The 26,869-nt window shown below is 70.5% G+C and carries 31 protein-coding genes; 17 read left to right on the top strand and 14 right to left on the bottom strand.

Features of this window, described 5'->3' with window-relative positions; translation table 11 throughout:
* Positions 1-25 precede the first annotated feature (25 nt).
* The 4 genes from parC to V3T34_RS24505 are packed head-to-tail and all read left to right on the top strand — an operon-like array spanning position 26 to position 3,185.
* A complete protein-coding gene (gene parC / locus V3T34_RS24490) occupies positions 26-2,287 on the top strand; it encodes a DNA topoisomerase IV subunit A (RefSeq protein WP_060846593.1) in 2,262 nt (753 codons plus the stop codon).
* Between the two features lie 18 nt (positions 2,288-2,305).
* On the top strand, positions 2,306-2,614 hold the full coding sequence (locus V3T34_RS24495) for a hypothetical protein (RefSeq protein WP_060846592.1): 309 nt from the start codon (positions 2,306-2,308) through the stop codon (positions 2,612-2,614).
* Complete coding sequence (locus tag V3T34_RS24500; RefSeq protein ID WP_060846591.1) at positions 2,611-2,805, top strand: hypothetical protein; 195 nt, start codon at positions 2,611-2,613, stop codon at positions 2,803-2,805. Before V3T34_RS24495 ends, V3T34_RS24500 begins: the two co-directional genes overlap by 4 nt.
* Before the next feature lie 8 nt (positions 2,806-2,813).
* Entirely contained in the window at positions 2,814-3,185 is a 372-nt protein-coding gene (locus V3T34_RS24505; protein ID WP_305077144.1) for a hypothetical protein, read from the top strand.
* 17 nt (positions 3,186-3,202) lie between these two features.
* On the opposite strand, the gene V3T34_RS24510 is transcribed toward V3T34_RS24505, so the two are convergent.
* The 10 genes from V3T34_RS24510 to V3T34_RS24555 all read right to left on the bottom strand — a co-directional run bounded on the left by V3T34_RS24510 (position 3,203) and on the right by V3T34_RS24555 (position 10,962).
* Positions 3,203-3,343, bottom strand: coding sequence for a hypothetical protein (locus V3T34_RS24510; RefSeq protein WP_305077145.1), 141 nt, complete (start codon positions 3,341-3,343; stop codon positions 3,203-3,205).
* A gap of 341 nt (positions 3,344-3,684) precedes the next feature.
* Positions 3,685-3,936, bottom strand: coding sequence for a hypothetical protein (locus V3T34_RS24515; protein ID WP_305077146.1), 252 nt, complete (start codon positions 3,934-3,936; stop codon positions 3,685-3,687).
* 66 nt (positions 3,937-4,002) lie between these two features.
* Positions 4,003-4,686 carry a ribulose-phosphate 3-epimerase gene (rpe, locus tag V3T34_RS24520; protein WP_060846588.1) on the bottom strand — a complete coding sequence of 228 codons (684 nt, stop codon included), beginning with the start codon at positions 4,684-4,686 and terminating at the stop codon, positions 4,003-4,005.
* Between the two features lie 99 nt (positions 4,687-4,785).
* Complete coding sequence (infA, locus tag V3T34_RS24525) at positions 4,786-5,064, bottom strand: translation initiation factor IF-1 (protein WP_048429304.1); 279 nt, start codon at positions 5,062-5,064, stop codon at positions 4,786-4,788.
* Positions 5,065-5,318: 254 nt separating this feature from the next.
* Entirely contained in the window at positions 5,319-6,446 is a 1,128-nt protein-coding gene (locus tag V3T34_RS24530; RefSeq protein WP_060846587.1) for a branched-chain amino acid ABC transporter substrate-binding protein, read from the bottom strand.
* A gap of 170 nt (positions 6,447-6,616) precedes the next feature.
* Positions 6,617-6,970 (bottom strand): DUF6867 family protein, encoded by a 354-nt coding sequence (locus V3T34_RS24535; RefSeq protein ID WP_288582862.1) that lies wholly within the window; start codon positions 6,968-6,970, stop codon positions 6,617-6,619.
* Entirely contained in the window at positions 6,970-7,752 is a 783-nt protein-coding gene (locus tag V3T34_RS24540) for an ABC transporter ATP-binding protein (protein WP_091888621.1), read from the bottom strand. Before V3T34_RS24540 ends, V3T34_RS24535 begins: the two co-directional genes overlap by 1 nt.
* Positions 7,749-8,624 carry an ABC transporter ATP-binding protein gene (locus V3T34_RS24545; protein WP_407942766.1) on the bottom strand — a complete coding sequence of 292 codons (876 nt, stop codon included), beginning with the start codon at positions 8,622-8,624 and terminating at the stop codon, positions 7,749-7,751. The genes V3T34_RS24540 and V3T34_RS24545 overlap by 4 nt, the downstream gene beginning before the upstream one ends.
* Positions 8,624-10,042 (bottom strand): high-affinity branched-chain amino acid ABC transporter permease LivM, encoded by a 1,419-nt coding sequence (gene livM, locus V3T34_RS24550; protein WP_099053390.1) that lies wholly within the window; start codon positions 10,040-10,042, stop codon positions 8,624-8,626. The genes V3T34_RS24545 and livM overlap by 1 nt, the downstream gene beginning before the upstream one ends.
* Complete coding sequence (locus V3T34_RS24555) at positions 10,042-10,962, bottom strand: branched-chain amino acid ABC transporter permease (protein ID WP_048429299.1); 921 nt, start codon at positions 10,960-10,962, stop codon at positions 10,042-10,044. Before V3T34_RS24555 ends, livM begins: the two co-directional genes overlap by 1 nt.
* Before the next feature lie 240 nt (positions 10,963-11,202).
* On the opposite strand from V3T34_RS24555, the gene V3T34_RS24560 reads away from it, so the two are divergent.
* The 10 genes from V3T34_RS24560 to V3T34_RS24605 all read left to right on the top strand — a co-directional run bounded on the left by V3T34_RS24560 (position 11,203) and on the right by V3T34_RS24605 (position 21,002).
* A complete protein-coding gene (locus tag V3T34_RS24560; protein ID WP_091888625.1) occupies positions 11,203-11,679 on the top strand; it encodes a CoxG family protein in 477 nt (158 codons plus the stop codon).
* A gap of 256 nt (positions 11,680-11,935) precedes the next feature.
* A complete protein-coding gene (locus tag V3T34_RS24565; protein WP_060846583.1) occupies positions 11,936-12,430 on the top strand; it encodes a (2Fe-2S)-binding protein in 495 nt (164 codons plus the stop codon).
* A 300-nt stretch (positions 12,431-12,730) separates the two neighbouring features.
* Complete coding sequence (locus V3T34_RS24570; protein WP_305077147.1) at positions 12,731-15,100, top strand: xanthine dehydrogenase family protein molybdopterin-binding subunit; 2,370 nt, start codon at positions 12,731-12,733, stop codon at positions 15,098-15,100.
* A 20-nt stretch (positions 15,101-15,120) separates the two neighbouring features.
* A complete protein-coding gene (locus tag V3T34_RS24575) occupies positions 15,121-15,921 on the top strand; it encodes an FAD binding domain-containing protein (RefSeq protein WP_305077148.1) in 801 nt (266 codons plus the stop codon).
* A 291-nt stretch (positions 15,922-16,212) separates the two neighbouring features.
* On the top strand, positions 16,213-17,115 hold the full coding sequence (locus V3T34_RS24580) for an AAA family ATPase (protein ID WP_305077149.1): 903 nt from the start codon (positions 16,213-16,215) through the stop codon (positions 17,113-17,115).
* On the top strand, positions 17,112-18,320 hold the full coding sequence (locus V3T34_RS24585; RefSeq protein WP_305077150.1) for a vWA domain-containing protein: 1,209 nt from the start codon (positions 17,112-17,114) through the stop codon (positions 18,318-18,320). The genes V3T34_RS24580 and V3T34_RS24585 overlap by 4 nt, the downstream gene beginning before the upstream one ends.
* A 46-nt stretch (positions 18,321-18,366) precedes the next feature.
* A complete protein-coding gene (locus V3T34_RS24590; protein WP_091888635.1) occupies positions 18,367-18,690 on the top strand; it encodes an XdhC family protein in 324 nt (107 codons plus the stop codon).
* Positions 18,687-19,385 carry an XdhC family protein gene (locus tag V3T34_RS24595; protein WP_305077151.1) on the top strand — a complete coding sequence of 233 codons (699 nt, stop codon included), beginning with the start codon at positions 18,687-18,689 and terminating at the stop codon, positions 19,383-19,385. The genes V3T34_RS24590 and V3T34_RS24595 overlap by 4 nt, the downstream gene beginning before the upstream one ends.
* Positions 19,382-20,416 carry a molybdopterin-binding protein gene (locus tag V3T34_RS24600; RefSeq protein ID WP_305077152.1) on the top strand — a complete coding sequence of 345 codons (1,035 nt, stop codon included), beginning with the start codon at positions 19,382-19,384 and terminating at the stop codon, positions 20,414-20,416. The genes V3T34_RS24595 and V3T34_RS24600 overlap by 4 nt, the downstream gene beginning before the upstream one ends.
* Positions 20,409-21,002 carry a nucleotidyltransferase family protein gene (locus tag V3T34_RS24605; protein ID WP_305077153.1) on the top strand — a complete coding sequence of 198 codons (594 nt, stop codon included), beginning with the start codon at positions 20,409-20,411 and terminating at the stop codon, positions 21,000-21,002. The genes V3T34_RS24600 and V3T34_RS24605 overlap by 8 nt, the downstream gene beginning before the upstream one ends.
* Before the next feature lie 19 nt (positions 21,003-21,021).
* On the opposite strand, the gene V3T34_RS24610 is transcribed toward V3T34_RS24605, so the two are convergent.
* The 3 genes from V3T34_RS24610 to V3T34_RS24620 all read right to left on the bottom strand — a co-directional run bounded on the left by V3T34_RS24610 (position 21,022) and on the right by V3T34_RS24620 (position 22,994).
* On the bottom strand, positions 21,022-21,651 hold the full coding sequence (locus tag V3T34_RS24610) for a LysE family translocator (RefSeq protein WP_305077154.1): 630 nt from the start codon (positions 21,649-21,651) through the stop codon (positions 21,022-21,024).
* An 81-nt stretch (positions 21,652-21,732) separates the two neighbouring features.
* A complete protein-coding gene (locus tag V3T34_RS24615; RefSeq protein ID WP_060846573.1) occupies positions 21,733-22,356 on the bottom strand; it encodes an exopolysaccharide biosynthesis protein in 624 nt (207 codons plus the stop codon).
* A gap of 368 nt (positions 22,357-22,724) precedes the next feature.
* Complete coding sequence (locus tag V3T34_RS24620) at positions 22,725-22,994, bottom strand: usg protein (RefSeq protein ID WP_060846572.1); 270 nt, start codon at positions 22,992-22,994, stop codon at positions 22,725-22,727.
* Positions 22,995-23,342: 348 nt separating this feature from the next.
* On the opposite strand from V3T34_RS24620, the gene bcsS reads away from it, so the two are divergent.
* Positions 23,343-24,125: a cellulose biosynthesis protein BcsS gene (bcsS, locus tag V3T34_RS24625; RefSeq protein ID WP_082742451.1), complete on the top strand. Its 783-nt coding sequence runs from the start codon at positions 23,343-23,345 to the stop codon at positions 24,123-24,125.
* Here the strand turns inward: bcsS and V3T34_RS24630 are convergent.
* Positions 24,048-25,697 carry a cryptochrome/photolyase family protein gene (locus V3T34_RS24630; protein WP_305077155.1) on the bottom strand — a complete coding sequence of 550 codons (1,650 nt, stop codon included), beginning with the start codon at positions 25,695-25,697 and terminating at the stop codon, positions 24,048-24,050. The genes bcsS and V3T34_RS24630 overlap by 78 nt on opposite strands.
* Positions 25,698-25,817: 120 nt before the next feature.
* On the opposite strand from V3T34_RS24630, the gene V3T34_RS24635 reads away from it, so the two are divergent.
* Both V3T34_RS24635 and V3T34_RS24640 read left to right on the top strand, forming a co-directional pair.
* The gene (locus tag V3T34_RS24635) at positions 25,818-26,684 is read left to right on the top strand and encodes a methionyl-tRNA formyltransferase (protein ID WP_305077156.1); all 867 of its coding nucleotides are present in this window, start codon (positions 25,818-25,820) and stop codon (positions 26,682-26,684) included.
* A 4-nt stretch (positions 26,685-26,688) separates the two neighbouring features.
* On the top strand, positions 26,689-26,868 hold the full coding sequence (locus V3T34_RS24640) for a DUF2256 domain-containing protein (protein ID WP_060846570.1): 180 nt from the start codon (positions 26,689-26,691) through the stop codon (positions 26,866-26,868).
* Position 26,869 lies beyond the last annotated feature (1 nt).

Here is a 26,869-nt window from a genome sequence, read left to right on the forward strand (position 1 = left end):
CGAAATCGTGAGTTGATCTGCGCCCATGGGAAAGCCCTTCGAGCCACCCTCCGATCGCGACGGGATCGAGAACGTCGACCTGAAGGCGGCGCTCGAGGAGCGCTACCTCGCCTACGCGCTCTCGACCATCATGCACCGGGCGCTGCCCGACGCCCGCGACGGCCTCAAGCCCGTGCACCGGCGCATCCTGCACGCGATGCGGCTGCTGCGCCTCGATCCCGGTAGCGCCTACAAGAAGTGCGCCCGCGTCGTCGGCGACGTGATCGGCAAGTACCATCCCCACGGCGACGTCGCGGTCTACGACGCGCTCGTGCGCCTCGCGCAGGACTTCGCCCAGCGCTACCCGCTGGTCGACGGCCAGGGCAATTTCGGCAACATCGACGGCGACAACCCGGCGGCGCAGCGGTACACCGAGTGCCGGATGACCGAGGTTGCCCGCCTCCTCCTCGAGGGGATGGACGAGGACGCGGTCGATTTCCGCCCGAACTACGACGGGCAGGAAGAGGAGCCGGTGGTCCTGCCGGCGGCCTTCCCGAACCTGCTCGCCAACGGCTCGCAGGGCATCGCGGTCGGCATGGCGACCTCGATCCCGCCCCACAACGTGGCGGAGCTGTGCGACGCGGCGCTCTACCTCATCGGCCACCGCGACGCGACGTCGGAGCAGCTGACTACCTTCGTCAAGGGACCGGACTTCCCGACCGGCGGCATCGTCATCGATTCCGCCGCCTCGATCTCCGAGGCCTACCGCACCGGGCGCGGGGGTTTTCGGGTCCGGGCGCGCTGGCAGAAGGAGGATCTCGGCCGCGGCACCTGGGTGGTGGTCGTCACCGAGATTCCCTACGGCGTGCCGAAGGCCCGGCTGATCGAGAAGATGGCCGAGCTTCTCCACGAGAAGAAGCTGCCGCTGCTCGCCGACGTACGCGACGAATCGGCCGAGGACGTGCGGGTGGTGCTCGAGCCGCGCTCGCGCACCGTCGACCCCGTGGTGCTGATGGAATCGCTGTTCCGGCTCACCGAGCTGGAGAGCCGTATCTCGCTCAACATGAACGTGCTCGTCGGCGGGACGGTGCCGCGGGTGATCGGCCTCGCCGAGGCGCTGCGCGAGTGGCTCGACCATCGCCGTGTCGTGCTGCAGCGCCGCTCGCGCCACCGCCTCGCCCAGATCGAGCGGCGGCTCGAGATCCTCGGCGGCCTGCTCATCGTCTATCTCGACCTCGACCGGGTGATCCAGATCATCCGCGAGGAGGACGAGCCGAAGGCCGAGCTGATGCGGGTCTTCGAACTCACCGAGCTGCAGGCCAACGCCATCCTCGACACCCGCCTGCGCAGCTTGCGCAAGCTCGAGGAGATGGAGCTGAAGCGTGAGTTCGACACGCTGACCGCCGAGAAGGCCGACCTCGACGGCCTGCTCGGTTCCGACGACCTGCAGTGGAAGGCGATCACCAAGCAGATCCGCGGCGTGCGCAAGACCTACGGTCCCGAGACCCCACTCGGCCGGCGCCGCACCACGCTCGAAAACCCGCCCGACACCTCGGGCATCGACTTCTCCGAGGCGATGGTCGAGCGCGAGCCGATCACCGTGATCGTGTCGCAGAAGGGCTGGATCCGCGCGCTCAAGGGCCACGTCGCCGACCTCTCGGCGGTGCAGTTCAAGGGTGACGACACCCTGAAGGTGAGCTTCCCGACCGAGACCACCGCCAAGATCCTGGTGCTGGCCTCGAACGGCAAGGTGTTCACGCTGGAGGCCGCCAAGCTTCCGGGCGGGCGCGGCTTCGGCGATCCGGTCCGCCTGATGGTCGACATGGACGAGGGCTCGGAGATCGTCACCGTCTGGGCCCACAAGCCCGGGGTGAAGCTCCTGCTCTGCACCACCGACGGGCGCGGCTTCGTCACCCCGGCAGACGGGCTCGTCGCCAACACCCGCAAGGGCAAGCAGGTGATCGGCCTCGACGAGCCGGCCACCGCGAGCCTCGTCGTCGAGGTGGGGGAGGGCGACCACGTCGCCGCCTGCGGCACCAACCGGCTCATGACGGTGTTCCCGCTGGCGGAAATTCCCGAGATGGTCCGCGGCAAGGGCGTGCGGCTGCAGAAGTACCGCGACGGCGCCCTCGACTCCGTCGTCATCTTCCGCCTCGCCGACGGCCTCACCTGGCCCGACAGCGCCGGGCGCACCCGGACTGTGGCGGGCGAGGAGCTGGCGAAGTGGATCGGCCATCGCGGGGGCGCCGGGACGATGGCGCCCCGGGGCTATCCCAAGGTCGATCCGAGCAAGGCCGGTCGTCCGTGACGGAGGCCCGGATCGCGCATGGTGGGTGGACCGCGACCCCGAGGGGACGGCGACCGGGAGGGTGACCCGGAATCCGACGAGGCGCGCGAGAGGGCCGAGCTCGCCCGCGACATCCTCGTCCACAACGAGCAGGTGAAGCTGACCGCCAACCTGATGAATATCGGAGCGGCGGGCTTCACCATCACGGGCATCGTCGCCCCGCTCACCGCCGCCATGGCGGCGACGGGCCGCGTCACTGCGCCCGCCCTGGCGCTGATGGCCGTTTGGTTCGTGCTCGGCGTTGGTCTACACTTCGGTGCGAGGCTGACGTTGACGACCCTGCGATGATGAGCCTGACGACCTACGCCCTGGTCCTGGTGCCGTGCCTCGTTGCGGGCACCGCGGCGCTCGGCCTGATGACGCTCCGCCGCTCCGCCGCCCGGCTCGACCGGCGGGCGGCAAAGGTCGCGGTGGAGGCCGCCCCGCCCCGGACCCCGCGGGTGAATCCGGGGGCGGTCCGGCGGGCGATCGGGCGCTGACCGTCGGGATGCGGACGGCCCGTCCCGCAGCGGCCGTCCTGGCCGTCGTCCTTCCGGTCGCGACGGCATTCGCCGAAGTCTCGGACAAAGTTGAGGAGACACGCGCGGGTCAGTGGAACGTCACTTGGGCCCTTCTCGCGATGACCGTGGTTGCGGCAGCGAGCGGATGGCGCCGGGCGTTGCTGCTATGGCCGGTCACCGCGATCTGGAGCTCGATCGTGTTCTGGACGGTTTGGGAATGGTCCGGCGAGATCAGGCGGGAAGGGGAGCTGGCCCTGCTTTGGGAGAGCGGAGCGACGGCCGCGGCATTGCTCCTCACGCCGCTCCTGCTAGCCGGACTCGCGCGACGCTGGCAGCGGACCAAGGCATCGTCGGCGTAGTCGAATCTTCGTCCGTCTCAGCACCGTTCACGATGCAGCCAGTGCAGGTCCCGCTGCTCCACCGCCAGCGTTTCCAAGATCGGCACGAGCACCAAGATCGGCGCGAGCACCGGCCACGCCTCCTCGGCCGATAGCGTCGCGGCCTCCGAGGCGGTCATGCCTCGGGTAGCGAGGTACCGCCGGACCAAGCTCGTAGCCGAGCGAGTAGCCGCCGCTCCACGGCCGGGCGGGATCGGAACGGTCGCCGGAGAAGCAGCGGTTAGGGTCGTAATCGTGCCTGGACCTGGCCCACCCCTCGCGTGCGAGGCCGGCATGTGCCGCCAGGCGAGGACCGCGCACTGCGAGGGCGTAGTTGTGTCGGGCAACCGACCTCCTCCTGAAAGCATTGCGCCAGCCCTTCGGCCAGGAGATTGGCGCCGAGCATGCCGTGCGGACCCGGCCCAGGGAATCGGCTCATGTGATGCCGTTCATGGGCCAGCGTCGTCGTCAGCTGTTCCGATCAGGAGGGAGTCCAGGCGTCCAGGTCCGCCGTATCGACGCCGATCGTCAGGCCCGCGATGCCATGCGCGTAGGCATTGAGGTTCCAGCCCGGGATGAGCCAGTGGGTCGCAGCGACGACGACATCAACCCGGTCGAGGCCGAGACGTGGGACGATCCCGGCGGCTGCGGCGTCCAGGCACCCGACGATTCGATCGAGCATGCCAGGCGGACATTCCGCCACGGCATCGAGTGCGATGAACCGGATCGTCAAGTCGCAGTCCGAAACCGAGAGCCGGCGATTACCTGCGGCCAGTGACGATCCGCCCGCGAGCCGGCTTCACACCCACTGCCCCATGGCCCCCTCCGCCGCTCGGCGGATCGCGGCGATGTTGGGGCCGTAGGCCTCGCGCCCGCCCTTGAAGGTGGCCGAGCCGGCGACCAGCGCGTTCGCGCCCGCCTTCACGACGGCCGGCGCGGTCTCCGCGGTCACGCCGCCATCGACCTCGATGTCGATGTCCCGGCCGCCGACCATCGCGCGCACGCGCGAGACGGTCTCGCAGACCGAGCCGATGAAGCTCTGGCCGCCGAAGCCGGGATTGACGGTCATGCACAGCACGAGGTCGACCATGTCGAGCACCGGCTCGACCAGGCTCGCCGGCGAGCCCGGATTGATGGCCACGCCCGCCTTCTTGCCGAGCGCCCGGATGGTCTGCAGCGAGCGATGCAGGTGGGGGCCGGCCTCGGCATGGACCGTGATGATGTCGGCGCCGGCCTCCGCGAAGGCCGCGAGATAGGGATCGGCCGGGGCGATCATCAGGTGGACGTCGAACACCGCGCTGGTGTGCGGGCGCAGAGCCTTCACCACGACCGGGCCGAAGGTGAGGTTGGGCACGAAATGCCCGTCCATCACGTCGATATGGACCCAGTCGGCCCCGGCCGCGACCACGTCGCGGACCTCCTCGCCGAGCCGCGCGAAGTCGGCCGAGAGGATCGAGGGGGCGATCACCAGGGGACGAGTCATGGCGGGCCTCGCAAGGGTAGGGACGCAGGGACGCAAACGCGCAAAAGGCCAGGGTTCACACCCCAGCCCAGCGCAGACACAGGTCTATGGACGGACGGATCAGCGCCGGCGGAACTGGCTGCCGCCGCGGAAGGGCGGACGCGGGCCCGAGGAACGCTCGTCCTTGTGGCGAAACACCAGACGGCCCTTCTCGAGGTCGTAGGGCGACATCTCGACGGTGACGCGGTCGCCGGCCAGAGTCTTGATGCGGTTCTTCTTCATCTTGCCGGCCGTGTAGGCCACGATCTCGTGGCCCTGGTCGAGCTGCACGCGGTAACGCGCGTCCGGCAGGATCTCGAGCACGAGACCGTCGAACTGCATCAACTCTTCTTTCGCCATTCACACTCTCCACCCGGGTCGCCGTCGCGGTCGGCGCCGCCGGGAGCACATCTTCGAAACTGGGTCGCGACGCGGCCGGCCGTACGGGTGCTCGGCCGAGGTGCCGGGCGCGCTGATGGCCTTCTAACGCTTACCCGTGCATGTAAGGTGAGGCGTTGGGACGCGCAAGCCGTGGACGTGACGAACGCACGGCTTCGTCAACGGAAAAAGGCCCGGCGCGCGGGCGCGCCGGGCCGGTCCGGAGAGACCGGACTTTACTGGGTCTGCTCGTTGCCGGTGTAGTCGATCCGGCCGTCGGCACCCTTCTTCCACATGTACATGACGTAGTCGGGACGGGTGATGTCACCCTTCTTGTCGTACGAGATGTCGCCGATCACGGTCTTGAACGGCTTGCCCTCGAGCATGTAGCCGGCGACCTTCTTGCCGTCGGTCGACTTGGTGGCCTCCATCGCGGCCTTCAGGATCTGGACGGCGGCGTAGGAGTAGAGGGTGTAGGCCTCGGGATCGATGTTCTTGGCCTTGAAGGCCGCGACCACGTCCTTGGCGTTCGGATTCTTGCGGGCGTCCGGCGAGAAGGTCATGAGCGTGCCGTCGGCGCCCGGGCCAGCGATCTGGGCGAACTCCTTGTCGGTGATGCCGTCGCCGCTCATCAGCGGGGCGTTGAGGCCCTGGTCGCGCATCTGGCGCACGATCAGGCCGGCCTCGGTGTGCAGGCCGCCGTAATAGACCACGTCGGCCTTGGCCTGCTTCAGCTTCGACACCAGGGCCGAATAGTCCTTCTCGCCCGGGTTGATGCCCTCGAACACCACGTCCTTGCCGCCCTTGGCCTTCAGGGCCTTGAGGGTCTCGTCGGCGAGGCCGCGGCCGTACGGGGTCTTGTCGTGGACGAAGGCGATGTTCTTGCCCTTGAACTTCTCGGCAAGCCAGGCGCCGGCGACCGCGCCCTGCTGGTCGTCGCGGCCGCAGGTGCGGAAGGTGTTCCACAGCTTGCGGTCGGTGTATTTCGGGTTGGTCGAGGCCGGGGTGATCTCGACGATGCCGGACTCGGCGTAGACGTCGGAGGCCGGGATCGAGACGCCGGAGTTGAAGTGGCCGACCACGGCCTTCACGCCGTCGGCGGCGAACTTGTTGGCGACCGAGACGCCCTGCTTGGGGTCGGAGGCGTCGTCGCCGATGACGAGGACGATCTTCTGGCCGTTGATGCCGCCGGCCTTGTTGATGTCGGCGACCGCCTGCTCGGCACCGTTCTTGAGCTGGGCGCCGAAGGCGGCGTTGTTGCCGGTGATCGGGCCGGCCACGCCGATCTTGATCTGCGCCTGCGCCGATCCGGCAAAGGCGAAGGTGGCCGCGAGGGCGAAGCCGGCCAACAGCGTGCGCTTCATCTCAGTACTCCTCTGGAACAACCAAGGTCGGGCTCGCGGGCCCTTTCGGCCGGGAGACCGGGGCGTGGGGCCCCGGATCGGTACCGGGACGTCGTCCCGGATCTGTGGCGCGCCCGGTGCCGGGCGCGCGGAAGGTGGCGCGGACGCGCTCGGGCGTGGACGCCTGGGGGTCAGGCTCCCGCCTTCGCCCGCCAGGAGAAGGGGCTGCTGCGCTCGTAGAGCCAGCGGTACTGGGTCGTCATCTGCCGGGCGCGGGTGGCGCGGTAGCCGGCCGAGCCGATGAGCAGGAGCACGATCGTGTCGACCACATAGTAGTGCGGCGACAGGAATGAGCCCTCGAACAGGGCGTGGTGGATGAAGCGCACGGCGACGCCCAGCAGCAGCAGCGACAGGATCGCCTGCCAGTACGGCTTCCAGCCGAGCGCGATGCCGCGCCCGATCATCCAGGCCATCCAGCCGCCCATCACCACCGTGACGAGGAGGAAGAGCCAGATCGTGCTCTCCTCGTAGAGGATCCCCTGCATCAGTGCCGTCCTCCCTCGAGATAGGCGGCCTTCACCGACGGGTCGTCGAGGAGCTGCTTGCCGGTGCCCGACATGGTGATGGTGCCCGTCACCATGACGTAGCCGCGATGCGCGAGCTTGAGGGCGTGGTAGGCGTTCTGCTCGACGAGGAACACCGTCATGCCGTCGCGCTCGTTGAGCTCCTTGATGGCGGAGAAGATCTGCTTGACGATGAGCGGGGCCAGCCCCAGCGACGGCTCGTCGAGGAGGAGCAGCCGCGGCCGGCTCATCAGCGCACGGGCGATGGCCAGCATCTGCTGCTCGCCGCCCGACATGGTGCCGCCGCGCTGGTAGAGCCGCTCCTTGAGGCGCGGGAACATCACGCAGACCCGCTCCAGGTCCTGCTCGAAATGCGCGCCGCCATTGACGGCCGCCCCCATCTGCAGGTTCTCGTAGACGGTCATCCGCGGGAAGATCCGCCGCCCTTCCGGCGACTGCGCCAGGTTGAGGCGGGCGATCTCGTGGGTCGGCATCTTCGTGATGTCCCGGCCCGCATAGGTGATCGTGCCCTCGCGCGCCCGGGGGCTGCCGAAGATCGTCATCATCAGGGTCGACTTGCCGGCGCCGTTGGCGCCGATCAGCGTGACGATCTCGCCCTCGTTGACGTCGAGGTCGACGCCCTTGAGCGCGATGATGTTGCCGTAATAGGTCTTGACCCCCCGCACCGTGAGGAGCGGGGCCCGGGTGCCGGCGGCCCGGGCGCGGGTCTCGTCCTGAAGGACGTTGATGCCGGCGACGCTCATACTCCCACCTCCGCCTCGACCTGCTCCACCTCGTCGTCCTCGACGCCGAGATAGGCGGCGATCACGCTCTGGTCGCTCTGGATCTCCGACGGCGTACCATCGGCGATCTTGGTGCCGTAATCGAGCACCACGACGTGGTCGGAGATCTCCATCACCACCGACATGTCGTGCTCGATCAGCAGGACCGAGGTGTCGTGGTCGTCGCGGATCGCCCGCAGCAGGTCGTTGAGCAGCAGCGATTCCCGCGGGTTGAGGCCGGCGGCCGGCTCGTCGAGGCAGAGCAGGACCGGGTCGGTGCACATGGCGCGGGCGATCTCGAGCCGGCGCTGGTCGCCGTAGGGCAGGGCGCCGGCCGGATCGTCGGCCCGGTCCATCAGGTGGATGCGCGTCAGCCAGTCCTTGGCCCGCTCCACCGCCGCCGCCTCGGCCCGCCGGTACGACGGCAGGCCGAGCAGCCCGCCGATCGTGAAGCCCGACGAGACCATCAGCGGGTTGTGCTGGGCCACCAGCAGGTTCTCCAGCACGGTCATGCCGGTGAACAGCCGGATGTTCTGGAAGGTGCGGGCGACCCGCGCCGTCCGGTTCACCGCGTAGCCCGGCAGCTGCTCCAGGAGGTATTCCGACCCGTCGCGGTGGCGCAGGGTCATCATGCCTTCCGTCGGCTTGTAGAAGCCGGTGATGCAGTTGAACACCGTGGTCTTGCCGGCGCCGTTCGGGCCGATCAAGGCCGTGATGTCGCCGCGGCCGACCTTGAACGACAGGTCGTTGACGGCGACGAGGCCGCCGAACCGCATGGTGACGTGGTCCACCGTCAGGACCAGGTCGGCCATGCGGGGGGAGGCGAGGGACGAGGAGGACATCGGGGCCGACATCAGCCGTGGCCCTCCTTCACGAGGGAGCCCGAGATGCGCTTGCGCTCCTTGAGGACGATCGAGGGCGCGCGTTCCGAGATCAGGCCGCGGGGGCGCCAGATCATCATCACCACCATGGCGAGGCCGAACAGGAGCAGGCGGTACTCGCTCGGATCGAATCCGTCGCCGAACACCGCCTTGAGGAAGCCGAGGTTGCGCAGGAGCTCGGGACCGCCGACCATCGCCACCGCGGCGATGGCGACGCCGATCTGCGAGCCCATGCCGCCGAGCACCACGATCGCCAGGATGATCGCGCTCTCGAGGAAGTTGAAGCTCTCCGGGCTGACGAAGCCCTGGCGCACGGCGAAGAACGAGCCGGCGAAGCCGCCGAACATCGCGCCGAGCGCGAAGGCCGTGAGCTTGGTGTTGGTGGTGTTGATGCCGAGCGAGCGGCAGGCGATCTCGTCCTCGCGCAGCGCCTCCCAGGCCCGGCCGATCGGCAGGCGGCGCAGCCGCAGGGTGACGCCGTTGGTGATCAGCGCCAGCGCCAGGATCAGGTAGTAGAGGAAGATCACCCGGTGCATCGGGCTGAAGTCGAGCCCGAACTTGGCCGCGAACCCGTCCTCGTCCGCCGTGAACGGGACCCCGAAGAAGGTGGCGCGCGGGATCGACGAGATGCCGGCGGCGCCCCCGGAAAAATCGGTCCAGTTGATGAGCACCAGCCGGATGATCTCGCCGAAGGCGAGCGTCACGATGGCGAGGTAGTCGCCGCGCAGGCGCAGGACCGGGAAGCCCAGCACCATGCCCCACAGGCCCGCGAACAGGCCGGCGAGCGGCAGGCAGACCCAGAACGACAGACCGAACACCGTCGACAGCAGGGCGTAGGAATACGCGCCCACCGCGTAGAACGCGACGTAGCCGAGATCGAGGAGGCCCGCGAGCCCGACCACGATGTTGAGGCCCCAGCCCAGCATCACGTAGGTGAGGATCAGGATGCCGAGATCGATCCAGTAGCGCGACTCGCCGAGGCCTCCGGTGCCGAGCACCGCCAGCAGCGGGAAGGCGAGCGTCACGCCGAGGAAGGCGGGCAGCGCGTAGGACGAGACCTTCTGCGAGGCGTTCGGCTCGGCGTGGACCGCCTCCGTCGCCTGGGTCGGCGAGGGGGTCAGCGCCCGTCGGGCGTCGCGGTTGGCGACGATCAGCCGTTGGGCGAGCCGCGCCGCGAACACGAGCCCGCACAGGATCGCGACGAGGCCCCAGCGCGGCACGAGGTCGAGGGCCGCCGTCTGGCTCAGATCGGTGCGGAAGGCGATGATCGGCACGCACAGGCCGAAGGTGACGAGCGCGAACAGCGCCGCGTCCTTGACGATCGCCGCCATGTCGGGGGCGGAGCGGTCGGCGGCGGGCGTGGCCGCCAGGGTGTTGGCCGGGTTCGCCATCAGACCTTCTCGACCTCGGGCCGGCCAAGGATGCCGGAGGGCATGAAGATGAGCACGATCGCGAGGATCGAGAACGCCGCGACGTCCTTGTACTCGATGGAGAAGTACGCCGACCAGAAGGTCTCGATCAGGCCGATGAGGAGACCGCCGAGCACCGCGCCGGGCAGGCTGCCGATGCCGCCGAGCACCGCGGCCGTGAAGGCCTTCACGCCGGGCGTGAAGCCGTCCGAGAACGAGACGACGCCGTAATAGAGGAGGTACATCGTGCCGGCGACCGCGGCCAGCGCCGCACCGAGCACGAAGGTGAGCGAAATGGTGCGGTCGACGTCGATGCCGAGAAGCGCCGCCATCTTGCGGTCCTGCTCGCAGGCGCGCTGCGCGCGGCCGAGCGGGGTCTTCTGCACCAGGTACCAGAACCCGGCGAGCAGCACGACCGTCGTCAGCATGATGATGATCTGCTTGTAGGACAGGGCCACGGCGTAGCCGTTCTCGCCGGTCCACAGCGTGATCACGTCGCGCATCATCGGCGGGGTCGGCTTGTTGCGGGCGCCCTGCACCACCTGGACGAAGTTCGACAGGAAGATCGAGACGCCGATCGCCGAGATCAGCGGCGCCAGGCGGAACGAGCCGCGCAGCGGCCGGTAGGCGATCCGTTCGATCGACCAGCCCCACAGGGCGGTGAGCGCCATCGCGACGATCAGCACGATCAGAAGCGCCAGGGCGATCGACGAGATGCCGAGCCAGGTCGTCACGATCAGGAAGGTGATCAGCGCGATGAAAGCCGAGAGCATGAACACGTCGCCGTGGGCGAAGTTGATCATGCCGATGATGCCGAACACCATCGTGTAGCCGATGGCGATGAGGCCGTAGATCGACCCTAGCGTCAGCCCGTTGATGAGCTGCTGCGCGAAGACCTCCATGCGGTCACGTTCTCCGTTCGCGGGCCTCGCGGCCCGGACCTCCCCGAGCCGCGCCCCGTCATCCGGGTGTCACGGCCGTCCCTTGCGGCGAGGCTTAGCAAGCACCGCACCACTCTACAATCCGGTGCCGCCGGGTAGGTGTGCGATTGATCGGCTGGTCCTGACGCTACGGCTCCGCTACCCTTCCCGGCGACGTCCGGTCACGAGACCGGCAACCACATTGGGGAGGAGGACGCCGCCATGGCGATGACGATGACCGGCGAGGTCGTGCTGCCCGCCGACCAGCAGACCGTCTGGGAGAAGCTCAACGATCCGGACGTGCTCAAGCGCTGCATTCCGGGCTGCGAGACGCTCGAGAAGGTTGGGGACAACGAGCTCCAGGCGTCGGCCAAGATCGCGGTCGGCCCGGTCAAGGCGACCTTCAAGGGCAAGGTGACGCTCACCGACATCGACCCGCCGAACGGCTACCGCATCAGCGGCGAGGGCCAGGGCGGCGTCGCGGGCTTCGCCAAGGGCGGGGCGGTGGTGCGGCTGGAGCCCGCCGAGGGCGGCCAGACCAAGATGACCTACGACGTCGAGGCCAGCGTCGGCGGCAAGATCGCCCAGCTCGGCGGACGCCTGATCAACGGCGTGGCGAAGAAGTACGCCGACAACTTCTTCGACACGTTCGCCAAGGAGGTCCAGGGCGGCGCCGCGGACGAGACCTCGGCGGCCTGAGGCGGTTTTCGATCGTCCGCGATCAACTTGTTGCGAGGCGAACGGGCACCGTGACCGGAATCGGCCGGAAATGGCCGGTTTGCGCGCCAAAAAGCCGGGGCGCCGCGCCTTGACCGGCGCTTCCGGGCGGTCGACACTCGAATTCGAGCGATTCCAGAGAGGCACGGCCGGCCCGGCCACCACGAGCGACAGGGTCCACCAGAAGGGCCCGCGGGTCTTCGGCCAAGTGTCCTGGTCCAGGAGGAGGACGTCACCCATGAGCGCTGTCAGCCTGACGGTGAACGGCAAGGCCGTGACCGCCGACATCGATCCGCGCACGCTGCTGGTGCAGTACCTGCGCGAGACCCTTCGCCTCACCGGCACCCATGTCGGCTGCGATACCAGCCAGTGCGGCGCCTGCGTGGTCCACCTCGACGGCGAGGCGATCAAGGCCTGCACCGTGCTCGCCGTGCAGTGCGACGGCCGGTCGGTCACCACCATCGAGGGCCTGGCCTCCGGCGGCGAACTGCACCCGATGCAGGCGGCCTTCCGCGAGCACCACGGCCTCCAGTGCGGCTACTGCACCCCCGGCATGATCATGACCGCCGTGGACCTGGTGCGCCGCAAGGGCAATTCCCTCGACGAGCACACCATCCGCGACGAGCTCGAAGGCAACATCTGCCGCTGCACCGGCTACCACAACATCGTCAAGGCGATCGCCGCGGGGGCCGAGAACATGGCGGGCGAGCCGCAGAAGGTCGCGGCGGAGTAGCGCCGCTGTGAACCCTCCCCCCTCTGCGGGGGAGGGTGCCCCGCGGATGCGGGGCGGGAGAGGGGACGCCGCTTCCGGAGATGTCGCGCGCTTCATGAAGGCAGCCACCTGAATCGGCGTTGCGCTGCCCCTCTCCCGGCTCGCTTACGCTCGCCACCCTCCCCCGCAGAGGGGGGAGGGTTGAAGGCCTGCGCTCTACGAAAAGACCGTCCGCGCCATACGGACCCATAACAAAACACCAAGAACGAGGCCGGCCCCGACGCGCCAGCCCATGAGGCCAGATCCGGGAGACTCAACGCCATGACCGCCACGGGTATCGGCGCCTCGGTGCGCCGCAAGGAAGATCAGCGCTTCATCACCGGCAAGGGCCGCTACGTCGACGACTACAATCGTCCGGGCCAGGCCTATGCCTACTTCCTGCGCTCCCCCCACGCCCACGCCACCATCCGGGGCATCGACACGGCCGCCGCCGCGGCGATGCCGGGCGTCGTCGGCATCCTGACCGGCGAGGACCTGGCGTCCGACAAGGTCGGCGGCCTGATCTGCGGCTGGATGATCCATTCCAAGGACGGCACGCCGATGAAGGCCGGGGCGCATCCGGCTCTCGCCCAGGGCAAGGTGCGCTATGTCGGCGACCACGTCGCGGTGGTGATCGCCGAGACTCTGGCCCAGGCCAAGGACGCCGCCGAGGCGATCAGCGTCGATTACGACGTGCTGCCCGCGGTGGTCGAGACCGCCAAGGCCGCGGGCGCCGGCACGGTCGTCCACGATGTCGCCCCGGACAACACCGTCTTCAACTGGCATCTGGGCAACCAATCCGACGTCGAGGCGGCCTTCGCCCGGGCGGCGCATGTGACGAAGCTCGACATCGTCAACAACCGCCTGGTGCCGAACCCGATCGAGCCCCGCGCGGCGGTGGGCGAGTACGACGAGGCAGAGGAAGCCTTCACCCTCTACACCACGAGCCAGAACCCGCACGTCGCCCGCCTCGTCCTCTCGGCCTTCATCGGCATCGCGCCGGAGAACAAGCTCCGGGTGGTGGCGCCGGATGTCGGCGGCGGCTTCGGCTCCAAGATCTTCATCTATGCCGAGGAGACGGTCTGCGTCTGGGCGGCGAAGAAGGTCGGCCGGCCGGTGAAATGGACCAGCGACCGCACCGAGGCGTTCCTGTGCGACGCCCATGGCCGCGACCACGTCACCCATGCCGAACTCGCGATGGACGAGGGCGGCAAGATTCTGGCCCTCAAGGTCCATACCATCGCCAATCTCGGCGCCTATCTCTCGACCTTCTCGTCGTCGGTGCCGACCTACCTCTACGCGCCGCTCCTGTCGGGCCAGTACAACATCCCGGCGATCTACTGCGAGGTGGACGGGGTCTACACCAACACCGCGCCGGTCGACGCCTATCGCGGCGCCGGGCGGCCGGAAGCGACCTTCGTCATCGAGCGGCTGGTCGAGGTCGCGGCGCGCGAGCTGAACCAGGACCCGGCGAAGTTCCGGCGCAAGAACTACGTCAAGAGCTTCCCGCACCAGACGCCCGTCATCATGATGTACGATGGCGGCGACTATTCCGCCTCCCTCGACAAGGCACTCGAGATCGCCGACCACAAGGGCTTCGCGCGGCGGCGGCGCGAGAGCGCCCGCAACGGCCGCTTACGCGGCATCGGCTTCTCGTCCTACATCGAGGCCTGCGGCATCGCCCCGTCGCAGGCGGTGGGGTCGCTGGGTGCCGGCGTCGGCTTATGGGAATCGGCCGAGGTGCGGGTGAACCCGACCGGGTCGATCGAGGTGCTGACCGGCTCGCATAGCCACGGGCAAGGGCACGAGACCACCTTCGCCCAGCTCGTCTCCGACCGGCTCGGCGTGCCGATCGAGAGCGTCACCATCGTGCACGGCGACACCGACAAGGTGCAGTTCGGCATGGGCACCTACGGCTCGCGCTCCGGCGCGGTCGGCATGTCGGCCATCGCCAAGGCGATCGACAAGGTGGTGGCCAAGGGCCGCAAGGTCGCGGCCTACGCGATGGAAGCGGGCGAGGACGACATCGAGTTCAAGGACGGCCGCTTCTCGGTCGCCGGCACCGACAAGTCGCTCGCCTTCGGGGAAGTGGCGCTGCAGGCCTACGTCGCCCACAAGTTCAGCGGTGCGCAGCTCGAGCCCGGGCTGAAGGAGGGAGCGTTCTACGATCCCACCAACTTCACCTTCCCGGCCGGCATGCACATCTGCGAGCTCGAGGTCGATCCCGATACCGGTGTCGTCACCATCGAGAAGTTCACGGCGGTGGACGATTTCGGCAACGTCATCAACCCGATGATCGTCGAGGGCCAGGTCCATGGCGGCATCGCGCAAGGCGTCGGCCAGGCCCTGTTCGAGGGCGCGCTGTACGATTCCGACGGCCAGCTCGTCACCGCGAGTTTCATGGACTACCGCATGCCGCGGGCGGCCGACCTGCCCTCGTTCGAGGTCGGCATGACGGTGACGCCGTGCCCGTCGAATCCGCTCGGCATCAAGGGCTGCGGCGAGGCCGGCGCCATCGCGGCGCCTGCCGCCGTGATGAACGCGCTCACCGACGCGCTCGGCCACGAGAACATCGCGATGCCGGCGACCCCGCTGGCGGTGTGGCGGGCGGCGCAGGCCAGCCCCCACCTGCGCCCGGAAGCCGCCGAATAAGATCAAGTCTGGAGAGCATCATGTACGCTTTCGCCTATCACCAGCCGACCAGCCTCAAGGACGCCGCGAGCCTGCTCGCTGGCGAGGACGCCAAGCTCGTCGCCGGCGGCCACACCCTAATCCCGACGATGAAGCAGCGCCTCGCCGCCCCCGGCACGCTGATCGACCTCGGCAAGGTGCCGGACCTCGTCGGCATCGAGCGCAGCCCGCGCTCGATCACCATCGGGGCGATGACCACCCACGGCGCGGTGGCCGATTCGGCCGACGTGAAGGAGGCGATCCCCGCGCTCGCCGAACTCGCGGCGCTGATCGGCGACCCGGCGGTGCGCCACCGCGGCACGATCGGCGGCTCGGTCGCCAACAACGACCCGGCGGCCGACTATCCCGCGGCCTGCCTCGCGCTCGGCGCCACGATCAGCACCAACAAGCGCAAGCTCGCCGCGGAAGAGTTCTTCACCGGCCTGTTCGAGACCGCGCTCGAGGAGGGCGAGATCGTCACCGGCGTCTCGTTCCCGATCCCCCACAAGGCGGCGTACGAAAAATTCCGCAACCCGGCCTCGCGCTACGCCCTCGTCGGCGTGTTCGTGGCCAAGCGCCCGAGCGACATCCGCGTCACGGTGACCGGCTCCGGGTCCAACGGCGTGTTTCGCTGGACCGAGGCCGAGGAGGCTTTGGGCAAGCGCTTCGCCGCGAAGTCGCTGGAGGGGATGTCGCCGTCCGCGAGCGGGCTCAACAGCGACATCCACGCGGACGCCGATTACCGGGCCCACCTGATCGGCGTGATGGCGCGCCGCGCGGTGCAGAAGGCGGCGGATCGGTAGGGCACCACCCCAACCCTCCCTCCTCTGCGGGGGAGGGCGGCCTACGGAGTAGGCGCAGCGGGACGCAGTCCCGCCGAGAGGGGCAGCGCGACGCTGCTCCAGCGGGCGACTGTCATGAAGCGCGCGGCCTCTCCGGAAGCGGCGTCCTCTCTCCCGATCCCCGCTGACGCGGGGGCCATCCTCCCCCGCAGAGGGGGGAGGGTTTGATCGGCGGCGTTCCGCTCCAAATAGCTATCGTCAAAGCAAGCTGGCGGAAGCCATCCATCACCCGCGAGAAGCCCCCTCCGCCGAATGACCCTGCCCCCCTCCATCGACGCCACCCAGGCGATGCTCACGTCGGCCGGCTACGTCGCCGACCGGGCGCTCTCCACGGTGGTTTTTCTGTCGCTCAAGCTGCAGCGTCCGCTCTTCCTCGAAGGCGAGGCGGGCGTCGGCAAGACCGAGATCGCCAAGGTGCTGGCCAAATCTCTCGGCCGGCCGCTGATCCGCCTGCAATGCTACGAGGGGCTGGACGTCGCGGCCGCGGTCTACGAGTGGAACTATGCCGGCCAGATGATGGCGATTCGGCTGGCCGAGGCCGGCGGCGGCGTCGACCGCGAGCGGCTCGAATCCGACCTCTTCTCCGAGCGCTACCTGATCCGCCGGCCGCTGCTCCGGGCGCTGGAGCCCGGCGAGGGCGGGGCGCCGGTGCTGCTGATCGACGAGCTCGACCGCACCGACGAGGCCTTCGAGGCGTTCCTGCTGGAGGTGCTGTCCGACTTCCAGGTCACAATCCCCGAGCTCGGGACGATCCGCGCGCCCGAGCCGCCGCTGGTGATCCTGACCTCGAACCGCACCCGCGAGATCCACGACGCGCTGAAGCGCCGCTGCCTCTACCACTGGGTCGACTACCCGGACGCGGAGCGTGAATTGCAGATCCTGCGCACCCGCCTGCCGCATGCGCCGGAGGCCTTGTCGCGCCAGGTCGTCGCCTTCGTGCAGGCGATCCGCAAGGAGGACCTGTTCAAGGCGCCGGGCGTCGCCGAGACGCTGGACTGGGCGACCGCCCTCGTGGAACTCGACGCCGTCGCCCTCGATCCGGCGCTCGTCATCGACACGCTCGGCGTTCTCCTGAAGTACCAGGACGACATCCAGGCGATGCAGGGCGGGCGGGCGAAGGCGCTCCTCGACGAGGTGCGGTCCTCCGCCGGATGAGCGAGGCGCAAGCGGGCTCCGGCCGGCTCCCGGACAACATAGCCTACTTCGCCCGGGCCCTGCGCGCGGCCGGGGTGCCGGTCGGGCCCGGCGACGTGATCGACGCCGTCGCGGCGGTCGACGCCGCCGCCATCGGTACCCGCGAGGATCTCTACTGGACGCTGCACGCCGTGCTGGTGCGCCGGCGCGAGCATTCGGCCCTGTTCGCCGAGGCTTTCCGGCTGTTCTGGCGCCGGCGCGACCTCATCGAGAAGATGATCGCCCAGATGTCGCCGGTCGCCCCCGACAAGGCGCCGCCCAAACCCCCGAATGCCGGGGCGTTGCGGGTGCAGGAGGCGCTGTCGCCGAAGACGGAGAAGCCCAAGCCCAAGATCGCCGAGGAAGACCTCACCACCGTCACCCTGTCGGTGTCGCAGGCCGAGGTGCTGAAGGCAAAGGACTTCGCCCAGATGAGCGCGGAGGAGGTGGCGCAGGCCCGCCGCCTGATCGCGAGCCTGCGGCTTCCCGACGACGCCACCCGGACCCGGCGGTTCGAGGCCCGGCCGCGCGGGCGCATCGATCCGCGCCGCAGCTTCCGGCGTACGGTGCGGGCCGGCGGCGCGATCGATCTCGCCTTCCGGGCACCCCGCGAGCGGCCGCCGCCGATCGTGGCGCTCTGCGACATCTCGGGCTCGATGGCGGAGTATTCCCGCCTGTTCCTGCACTTCCTGCACGCCATGAGCGAGCAGCGCCGGGTGCACAGCTTCGTCTTCGCGACGCGGCTCACCAACATCACCCGCGAGCTGACCCGCCGCGACCCCGACGAGGCGCTGTCGCGCGCCAGCGCCCGGGCGCAGGATTGGGAGGGCGGCACCCGCATCGCCGAGGCGCTGCACCTGTTCAACCGGCACTGGTCGCGCCGGGTGCTCGGCGGCGGCGCGGTGGTGCTACTGTTCACCGACGGGCTCGAGCGCGAGGTGACGCCGGAGCTGACCCACGAGATGGACCGGCTGCGGCGCTCGTGCCGGCGGCTGGTGTGGCTCAACCCGCTCCTGCGCTTCGAGGGCTTTTCCGCGCGGGCGAGCGGCATCCGGGCGATGCTGCCGCATGTCGACGATTTCCGGCCGATCCACAGCCTGTCGGCGATGGCCGACCTCTGCCGCGCGCTCGGCGCGCACCAGCCGCGCGGCCGCGCGCCGAAGACGTGGTTGCGCGAGGCCGGCTAGATCCTACCTCCTGTGAGGGGCTAACGGCCCTGGAGACGTTTGTCCGATGCTCTCGACCGACACCGACATCCTCGCCACCGCGGAGGCCTGGCGCGAGGCCGGCCGCGGCGTGGCGCTCGCCACCGTGATCGAAACCTGGGGCTCGGCCCCGCGCCCGGTCGGCTCGCACCTGATCATCGACCAGGAGGGCAACTTCCTCGGCTCGGTCTCGGGCGGCTGCGTCGAGGGCGCGGTCATCGCCGAGGCCGCCGACGTGATCGAGGACGGCCAACCCCGGGTGCTCGAGTTCGGCGTCGCCGACGAGACCGCCTGGCGGGTCGGCCTGTCCTGCGGCGGGCGCATCCGCGTGCTGGTCGAGCCGGTCGCGTGAAGCTCGACATCCTGCGGGAGATGAACCGGGAGCGCGCCGCCCGCCGCGCCGTCATCCTGGTCACCGACACGGTCGACGGTATGCAGCGCCTGGTGCGCGAGGCCGAGGCCGCGACCGATCCGCTGGCTGCCGAACTCGGCGCCCGATTCCGCTCGGGCAAGAGCGGGATCGTCGAGGCGGACGGCCGCTCGCTGTTCCTCACCGTGCAGGTGCCGCCGCCGCGGCTCGTGGTGATCGGCGCCGTCCACATCAGCCAGGCGCTGGCGCCGATGGCGCAGGCGACCGACCTCGACGTCACCATCATCGACCCGCGCACCGCCTTCGCGACGCCGGAGCGCTTTCCGGACGTCGCCCTGCTGCCGCTCTGGCCCGACGACGCCCTGGCGCAGCTGCCGGCCCTCGACCGCTACACCGCGGTCGCGGCCCTGACCCACGACCCGAAGATCGACGATCCGGCGCTGATTGCGGCGCTGAAGGCCGAGTGCTTCTATGTCGGGGCGCTCGGCTCTCGGAAGACGCATGGCAGGCGCGTCGAGCGCCTGACCGCCGCCGGTCTCACGGAGGAGCGGATCGCCCGCATCGCCGCGCCGATCGGCCTCGACATCGGCGCGGTCAGCCCGGCCGAGATCGCCGTCTCGGTGCTGGCCCAGGTGATCGCGGCCTTGCGGCAGGATCGCCGCCGGGCCCCGGCATGAGGTTCGGCCCGGTCCCGATCGGAGAGGCCGCCGGCCTCATCGCGGCGCACTCCGTGCGGGCCGGCGACGCGGTGGTGAGGAAGGGCCGGCCGATCGCCCCGGACGACGCCGCGCGCCTCGAAGCCGCCGGCGTCGGCGAGGTGGTGGCGGTCGTCCTCGAGCCGGGCGACGTCGGCGAGGACGAGGCGGCGCAAAGGCTCGCCGCGGCCGTCGCGGGACCGGGCGTCGGCGCCGAGCCGCCCTTCACCGGCCGGGCCAACCTCCATGCCGCGCAGGCCGGCCTGCTCTGCCTCGACGAAGGCGTGATCGGCGCGGTGAACAGGGTCGACGAGGCGGTCACGCTCGCGACCCTCGTGCCGTTCAAGCCGGTGGTGCCCGGCGAGATGGTGGCGACCGTCAAGATCATCCCCTACGCGGTGCCGGGCGCGATCCTCGACCGGGCGCTCGCCGTCGCCGCCCCGGCGATCCGGGTCGCGCCCTACCGCCTGAGCCGTGTGGCGGCGATCTCGACCCTGCTGCCGGGCTTGAAGCCGAGCGTCGTCGACAAGACCCTGCGGACCCTCGATGCGCGCCTGGCCCCCGCCGGGGCCCGCATCGTCGGCGAGGCGCGGGTGGCGCACGAGGCCGGTGCGGTGGCGGACGCCCTGCGGGACGCGGTGGAGCGCGACGGTGCGGAACTGGCGGTGGTGTTCGGCGCCTCCGCCATCGCCGACCGGCGCGACGTGATCCCGGCGGGAATCGAGGCCGCCGGCGGCACGGTCGACCATCTCGGCATGCCGGTCGATCCCGGCAACCTGCTGCTGCTCGGCCGGCTCGGCCCGGGTACGACGAACCCCGTGCCGGTGATCGGGGCGCCGGGCTGCGCCCGCTCCCCGAAGGAGAACGGCTTCGACTGGGTGCTGCAGCGGCTGCTCGCCGGCCTGCCCGTCACCCGCGACGACATCGTCGGGTTCGGGGTCGGCGGGCTCCTGATGGAGATCGTGTCGCGGCCCCAGCCGCGGGACGGCGGGGAGAGCGCCGACGATGCGTGACCCGGTCGGCACCGTGCTGCTCGCCGCCGGGCGCGGCACCCGCTTCGGGGCGAGCCCCAAGCTCCTGAGCCTCCTCGACTGCAAGCCGCTGGTGCGCCACGCCGCTGAGGCGGCGGTGCAGGCCGGCCTCGGCCCGGTCGTAGCGGTGCTGGGGCATGCGGGCGCGCAGGTGCGCGAGGCGCTGGCCGGGCTGCCGCTGACCGTCGTCGAGAACCCGGATTACGCCGCCGGCCTCTCCACCTCGCTCCGCGCCGGGCTCGCCGCCCTGCCGGAGGCCGTCACGGGGGCGATCGTGCTCCTCGGCGACATGCCCCGGGTCGGATCCGGCCTGCCCGTCCGGCTCGCTGAGGCATTCCGTGCCGCCCCGGTCGCGCCCGCGGCGGTGGTGCCGGTGAAGGACGGCCGGCGCGGCAACCCGGTCCTGCTCAACCGCCATCTCCTCTCGGCCGGCATCGCCAGCCTCACCGGCGACCGCGGCGCCGGCCCGTTGCTGGCGCGGCGCGACGACGTGCTCGAACTGGCGGTGGACGAGGCCGGCGTGCTGATCGACGTCGATACGCCGGCGGCCCTCGTCGATCTGCTGTGAGCGGGTTCGGCCGGGCCGGTCAGGTCGGCAGGCGCGTCGTCAGCATCCGCAGGCCGGCCCCGGCGAAGAGCAGCGCGAAGGCTCCGTCGAACCAGCGCCGCAGGCGCCGGTAGGCCTGCGCGATCCGGCCGTGCGAGAACAGCAGGGCGTAGCCGGTGAAGATCGCGGCGCTCTGCAGGCCGACGGCGGCGATCACCAGGATCAATTCGGCCGGCGAGGTCCGCGGCGACAGGCCGAGCGTGTAGAGCGAGCCGAAGAACAGGATCGCCTTCGGGTTGGTGAGGTGCAGGGCGAGCCCCGTGGCGTAGGCCCGGGAGGGCGAGACCTCGACGGCCACCCGCTCCGGATCGGCCGTGCCCCGCAGGGCGCTGCGCGCCGACTTGCAGGCGAGGTACAGCAGGTAGGCGCCGCCGCAGTAGCGCATCACCTCGAGCATCCAGGCGCTCGAGGCCATGACGGCGGCGAGCCCGAGCGCCGCGGCGATCGACCAGGCCAGCGATCCGGTGACCACCCCGGCGGCGAGGGCGAGGCCGGACCGGCGCCCGGCCTGCATCGCGGTGTCGGCGATCGCCAGCGTCGCCGGGCCCGGGCTGGCACTCGATACGAAGGCCGCCGCCAGGATCAGCGGCAGGTCGAACGAGAGGGACATCACGTCGTTTCCCCGCTGACGCCGCCGCGTACCGTACCCGACCTCCGCCGGGCGCGCTCCACGGGCAGGATTGCCGGGGCGTCACGCCCCGGTGGCGGCCGCCCCGAGGTTGAGGAGGCCCACCACGGCGGTGAAGACCGCGTAGACGAAGCCGAGGTTGAGCAGCACGCCGAGCACGCCGATGCCGAGGCCGGCCGCCACCACGACGCCGTCGCGCTCGACGAGGCCGAGGCCGACCAGCGTGACCGCCAGCCCGAGCGGGATCTGGCCGACCAGGGGCGCGGCGACGATCAGTACCAGCGACAGGGCGAGGATCAGCACGCCCATGGTGCGCATGCCGATGTCGTTCTCGAACACCCGCAGCCGCGGCCGCGACCAGCGCTCGAGCCGGCGCAGCAGCGGCACCGCGCGGGAGACCGCCCGTTGCAGGTCGGAGCGGGCGATCGAGCGGCCGAGGAGCGAGCGCGGCAGCCACGGCGCCGACATGCCGGCGGCGATCTGCGCCGCCACGAGGGCGAGGAGCAGGCCGCAGATCAGCGGGATCGGCGGCGGCATCGGCAGGCAGTTGGGCAGGCCGAGCAGCACGACGAGGAGCGCGAAGGCCCGGTCGCGCAGGACCGCCACGATCTCGCCGACGGTCAGCCGCTCGGTGTCCTGGGCGGCGAGGACCGTCAGGATCTCGGAGGTGCGGGCGGATTGCGTCACGGGGCTCTGGTCGTCCGGTGCCGGGGAGGCGCTCCCGGGGGAAATCGCGGCCTCCTCGATCGAGGGCGCGACGCTCGCCGGCGGAGTCGCTGCGGCCCTGGCCGGGGTCGCGCGGCCCCCTCTAGCCCACTCCGCCGCGCGGGCCAACCCGCGTGCGTGGGAGGCCGTGGCCCGGTCCGGATGGGCCGGACCGGCGGCAAGGGGCGCGAGCCGCCGTCGAAACGGGCCGGCGGCGGAGAGGAGGCGCCTGTGCATGGTTCACCGACGTGAGCGCCGCGCCCGTGAGGGTGCGGCCGTAGCGGGTCTCACACACGGCCAAGGCGGCAATCGTAGGGCAGGGGCCGAAAATTCTTCGGCCCGTCCCGGGCTCAATGCAGCGTCAGCACGCCGTTCACGGCGCGGAACTCCGCCGGCTTGATCAGCCGGGAATGCGCCACCCGGACCGAGTGCAGGGGACCGTCGAGCTCGCGCTTCCAGAACTCGAGGAAGCCGGTGAGGACGGGGAAGCGCGGCGCGAGGTCGTATTCCTGCCAGATGAAGGTCTGGAGGACGCCGGGGTGATCGGGGATGCGGTAGAGGATGTGGGCCGTGGTCAGGCCGTAGCCCTCGATCTGCTGCCTGAACTCCTTCGAGACCATGGAACCTCCTCGTGTGTCGAAGATCCTTCTCGGGATGCGAAGCGCTTTGCCGGCCAAGGGTCCGATGGTGCGGTTAATCAACGGTTAAGCTCAAGCGGAAATCACCGCTAAACCGTTGTTTTCTCAAGCATTGGCAGCCGAACTCGACGAGTGCTGACAGTTCCTCGGCCGTCCCGTGGGGCACGGCTCGGGCGATAGGCCTGCGATCCCCCAAGCAGGCCTGCATCCCGGATGTCGAGGATGGACGAGAGGTGGTCGGCGCTTGCCTGTGCGGCGGCGAGCATTCGCGGTTGACGCTGAGTTCGATGGAAAAGATATTTCTATCTTCGCAACGATCGCCCGGTCGCCGTGCCATTTCCCTCGGCCCGCCCCGCCCTGATCTACACGGCGGCGTGCCTCGGCTGCGCCGGCGGGGTGCGTGCGGACGAACGGGACGAGGTCCGGACGGTGTTGTTCGGCAGCCTGGATGCCGGTCGCTCCACCTTCGTCAGTGCCGGCGCCAAGTACGCCCCCGACGGCGTGGACCGGGACGGCGTCGTCGCCCTGGCGACCCTCGGCTACGGGACGCGGACCGAACGCGACTGGTGGGGCGATCCGCGCGCCGCCGCGGGCGGGCGCCCGCCCCGGGTCTCTCGCCACACCGTCCTGGCCGGCGCCGTGGCCGGCCGGCAATGGATGCACGATTGGGGCGTCGTCGCGGTGTTCGCCGGGCCGGAACTCGCCTTCGAGGTGCTGGACAGTCCCGGCACGAAGCGGCTGCCGGCGCCGCGGCTCGGGGCCAGGGTTCAGGCGGAGCTGTGGGCCCGGCCGAGCGAGGCGACCCTCGTCACGGCCACGTTCATCGCCGGCACCGCCCGCGGCAGCGCCTGGGGCCGGGTGTCCTGGGGGATGCAGGTCGCTGCCTTGCAGGGGGTGGGCCTCGGCGCGGCCTATCTCGGGCCGGAGGCCGCGCTCTACGCCGACCTTGCCGGCTACCGGAAATGGAGCCTCGGCCTGCACGCCACCGACGTCGCGCTGCCCGCCGCGCTCCCGGCCGACCTGCGCCTGCGGGTCTCAGCCGGCTGGGTCTACGAGGAACAGATCCGGCGCCCGGGCGTCTACGGCACGCTGACCGCCTGGCTCCCCCTCTGAAGCGCTCAAGCCATCGAGGAAACGGGCCGAATCCGCCAGCACCTCGGACCGGCGCGCCGGCGCCATCTTGGCGAGCGTCCGGTAGGGCATGGCCATGCGCGGGTTGCGGCCCAGCCGCTCCTCGTGGGTGATCAGGAAGTTCCAGTACAGGTAGTTGTACGGGCAGGCCGTCTCGCCGCTCTTCGCCTTCACGTCGTAGGTGCAGGACCGGCAGTAATCCGACATCCGGTCGATATAGGCCCCCGAGGCGGCGTAGGGCTTGGAGCCGAGGAGCCCGCCATCGGCCCAGAGCGCCATGCCGTGGACGTTGGGAAGCTCCACCCACTCGTAGGCGTCGGCATAGACGACCAGGAACCATTCCTCGACCTGGCGCGGCGCGATTCCGGCGAGCAACGCGAAGTTGCCGAGCACCATCAGCCGCTGGATGTGGTGGGCGTGGGCATGGGCCCTGGTGTCGCGCACGCACTCGGCGAGGCAGGCCATGGCGGTCTTGCCCGACCAGTAGAACCACGGCAGGTCGCGGGTCGCCTCCAGCGCGTTGGTCTCGGGATAGTCCGGCATCCGGGCCCAGTAGAGCCCGCGCACGTATTCGCGCCAGCCGAGGATCTGGCGGATGAAGCCCTCGACCGCGTTGAGCGGCGCCGCGCCGTCGCGCCACCGGTCTTCCGCCGCGCGGCAGACCTCCTCGGCGTCGAGGAGGCCGAGGTTGAGCGCGGGCGCGATCAGCCCGTGATAGAGGAACGGCGTGCCCGAACGCATGGCGTCCTGGTAATCGCCGAACTCCGGCAGGCAGTCGTCGAGGAAGTGCCGCAGGGCCGCGAGCGCTTCGGTGCGGGTCACCGGCCATTCGAAGCCGTCGAGGTCGCCGAAATGGTCGGGAAAGCGGCGGGCGACGAGGGCCATCACCTCCCGGGTGACGGCGTCGGGCGCGAAGCGGCGGCGCTCCGGCACGGCGTGGCCGGCGGGCAGGCGGCGGCGGTTGTCGTGGTCGAAGTTCCACTGGCCGCCGACCGGGTCGCGCCCCTCCATCAGGCAGCCCGTACGCTTGCGCATGGCGCGGTAGAACGTCTCCATCCGCAGGGCCTCGCGCCCCTCGGCCCAGCGGGCGAAGACCGGGCGCGGGCACAGGAAGCGGGTATCGTCGCGGATCTCGACGGGCAGGCCGAACGCCTCCTCCCAGTCGCGCATCATCGCCTCGACCCGCCATTCGCCGGGCTCGGTGACGACGATCCGGTCGGGCGTGTGGCGATCGAGCGCGCGGGCGACCTCGCCGGTGAACGAGCCGGTGTTGTCCGGGTCCTCCAGCTCCACGTAATCGACCCGGATGCCGCGCTCGCGCAGCTCGGCCGCGAAATGGCGCATGGCCGAGAACACCAGCACCAGCTTCTGCTTGTGGTGGCGCACGTAGGTCGCCTCGTCCATGACCTCGACCATCAGCACCGTATCGGCGTCGGGATCGAGGTCGGTGAGGGTGGCGAGCCGGGGATGGAGCTGGTCGCCGAGGACGAGGCGCAGGTGGCGCACGGGAGATCGGCGGCGGCGGGCCGCACCGTGAATCGTCTCGCGCGCCATTGCGGCTCCCTTCCGCCTGCCCATAACGCTAGCTAGGGCGTTCGGGGGCGCCGGGGGCGGGCCGAACTGACGCAGGGAGCGGCGGGCGGCGCGGGCCTGCGGATCGGAAGGAGCCGTGACGTGAAATTCGCCTTCGCGGGCATCGATTTCCTCGGCGGGGTGTTCGAGGCCCTGGTCGCGTCGGGCTGGCAGCCGATCAAGCTGTTCACCCGCCCCTGCGACGGGATCTACGACCAGAACGACGCGGTGGTGGCCCTGGCGCGGCGCCACCGGGTGCCGATGCAGCTCTCCCGCCTGCGGGTGTCGGACATCGAGGCGCTGTCGGCCGAGCACGGCCGCGACTGGGCGCTGGTGGTGGCGGGCTACCCCTGGCTGATCACCGGCTGGCCGGGCCGGGTGCGCTACGCCCTCAACTTCCATCCCTCGCCGCTGCCGGACGGGCGCGGGCCCTACCCGCTGTTTCGCGCCATCCTGGATTCCTACGAGAGCTGGGGCGTCACCGCCCACGTGCTGGCCGAGGACGGGTTCGACACCGGCGACATCCTGGCCCAGGATCTCTTCCCGATCTCCGGCGCCGAGACACACGAGACCCTGCTCGCCCGCTGCCAGATGGCGGCGGTGCGGCTCGCCCGCGGGCCGATCGCCCGCGACCTGCCCGCCCTGTGGCGCCGGGCCGAGCCCCAGGGCGACGGCGCCTACTGGCCGCGGGTGAGCGACCTCGACCGCACCCTCGACTTCCGCCAGCCGGTCGAGGCGATCCTGCGCCGCGTCCGGGCCTTCGGCGCCATCGAGACCCTGGCGCGGATCAACGACGGCCGGGTCTTCGTCCAGGAGGCCCAGGGCTGGACCGAGGCACACCGCCACGCCCCCGGCACGGTGGTGCATTCCTACCGCCGCCAGATCCTGGTGGCGGCCCGCGACGGCTACGTGCAGATCACCCGCTGGAGCGCGATTCCGCTGGCCGATGCCGGCAAGACCGGGCGCTGAACCGATGCCGAAGATGCGTCGCAAGGGCGACCTGCCGCAGAAGGTCTGCGTCCAATGCGGCCGGCCCTTCGCCTGGCGCAAGAAGTGGGAGCGGGTCTGGGACGAGGTCCGCTACTGCTCCGACGCCTGCCGGCGCGCCGCCCACCGGGGCGAGCCGGCGAAGGCGCCGCAAGGCGACCGGTAGC

Source organism: Methylobacterium ajmalii (genome assembly GCF_036448855.1).
In the GTDB taxonomy this organism is placed as follows: Bacteria; Pseudomonadota; Alphaproteobacteria; order Rhizobiales; family Beijerinckiaceae; genus Methylobacterium; species Methylobacterium ajmalii.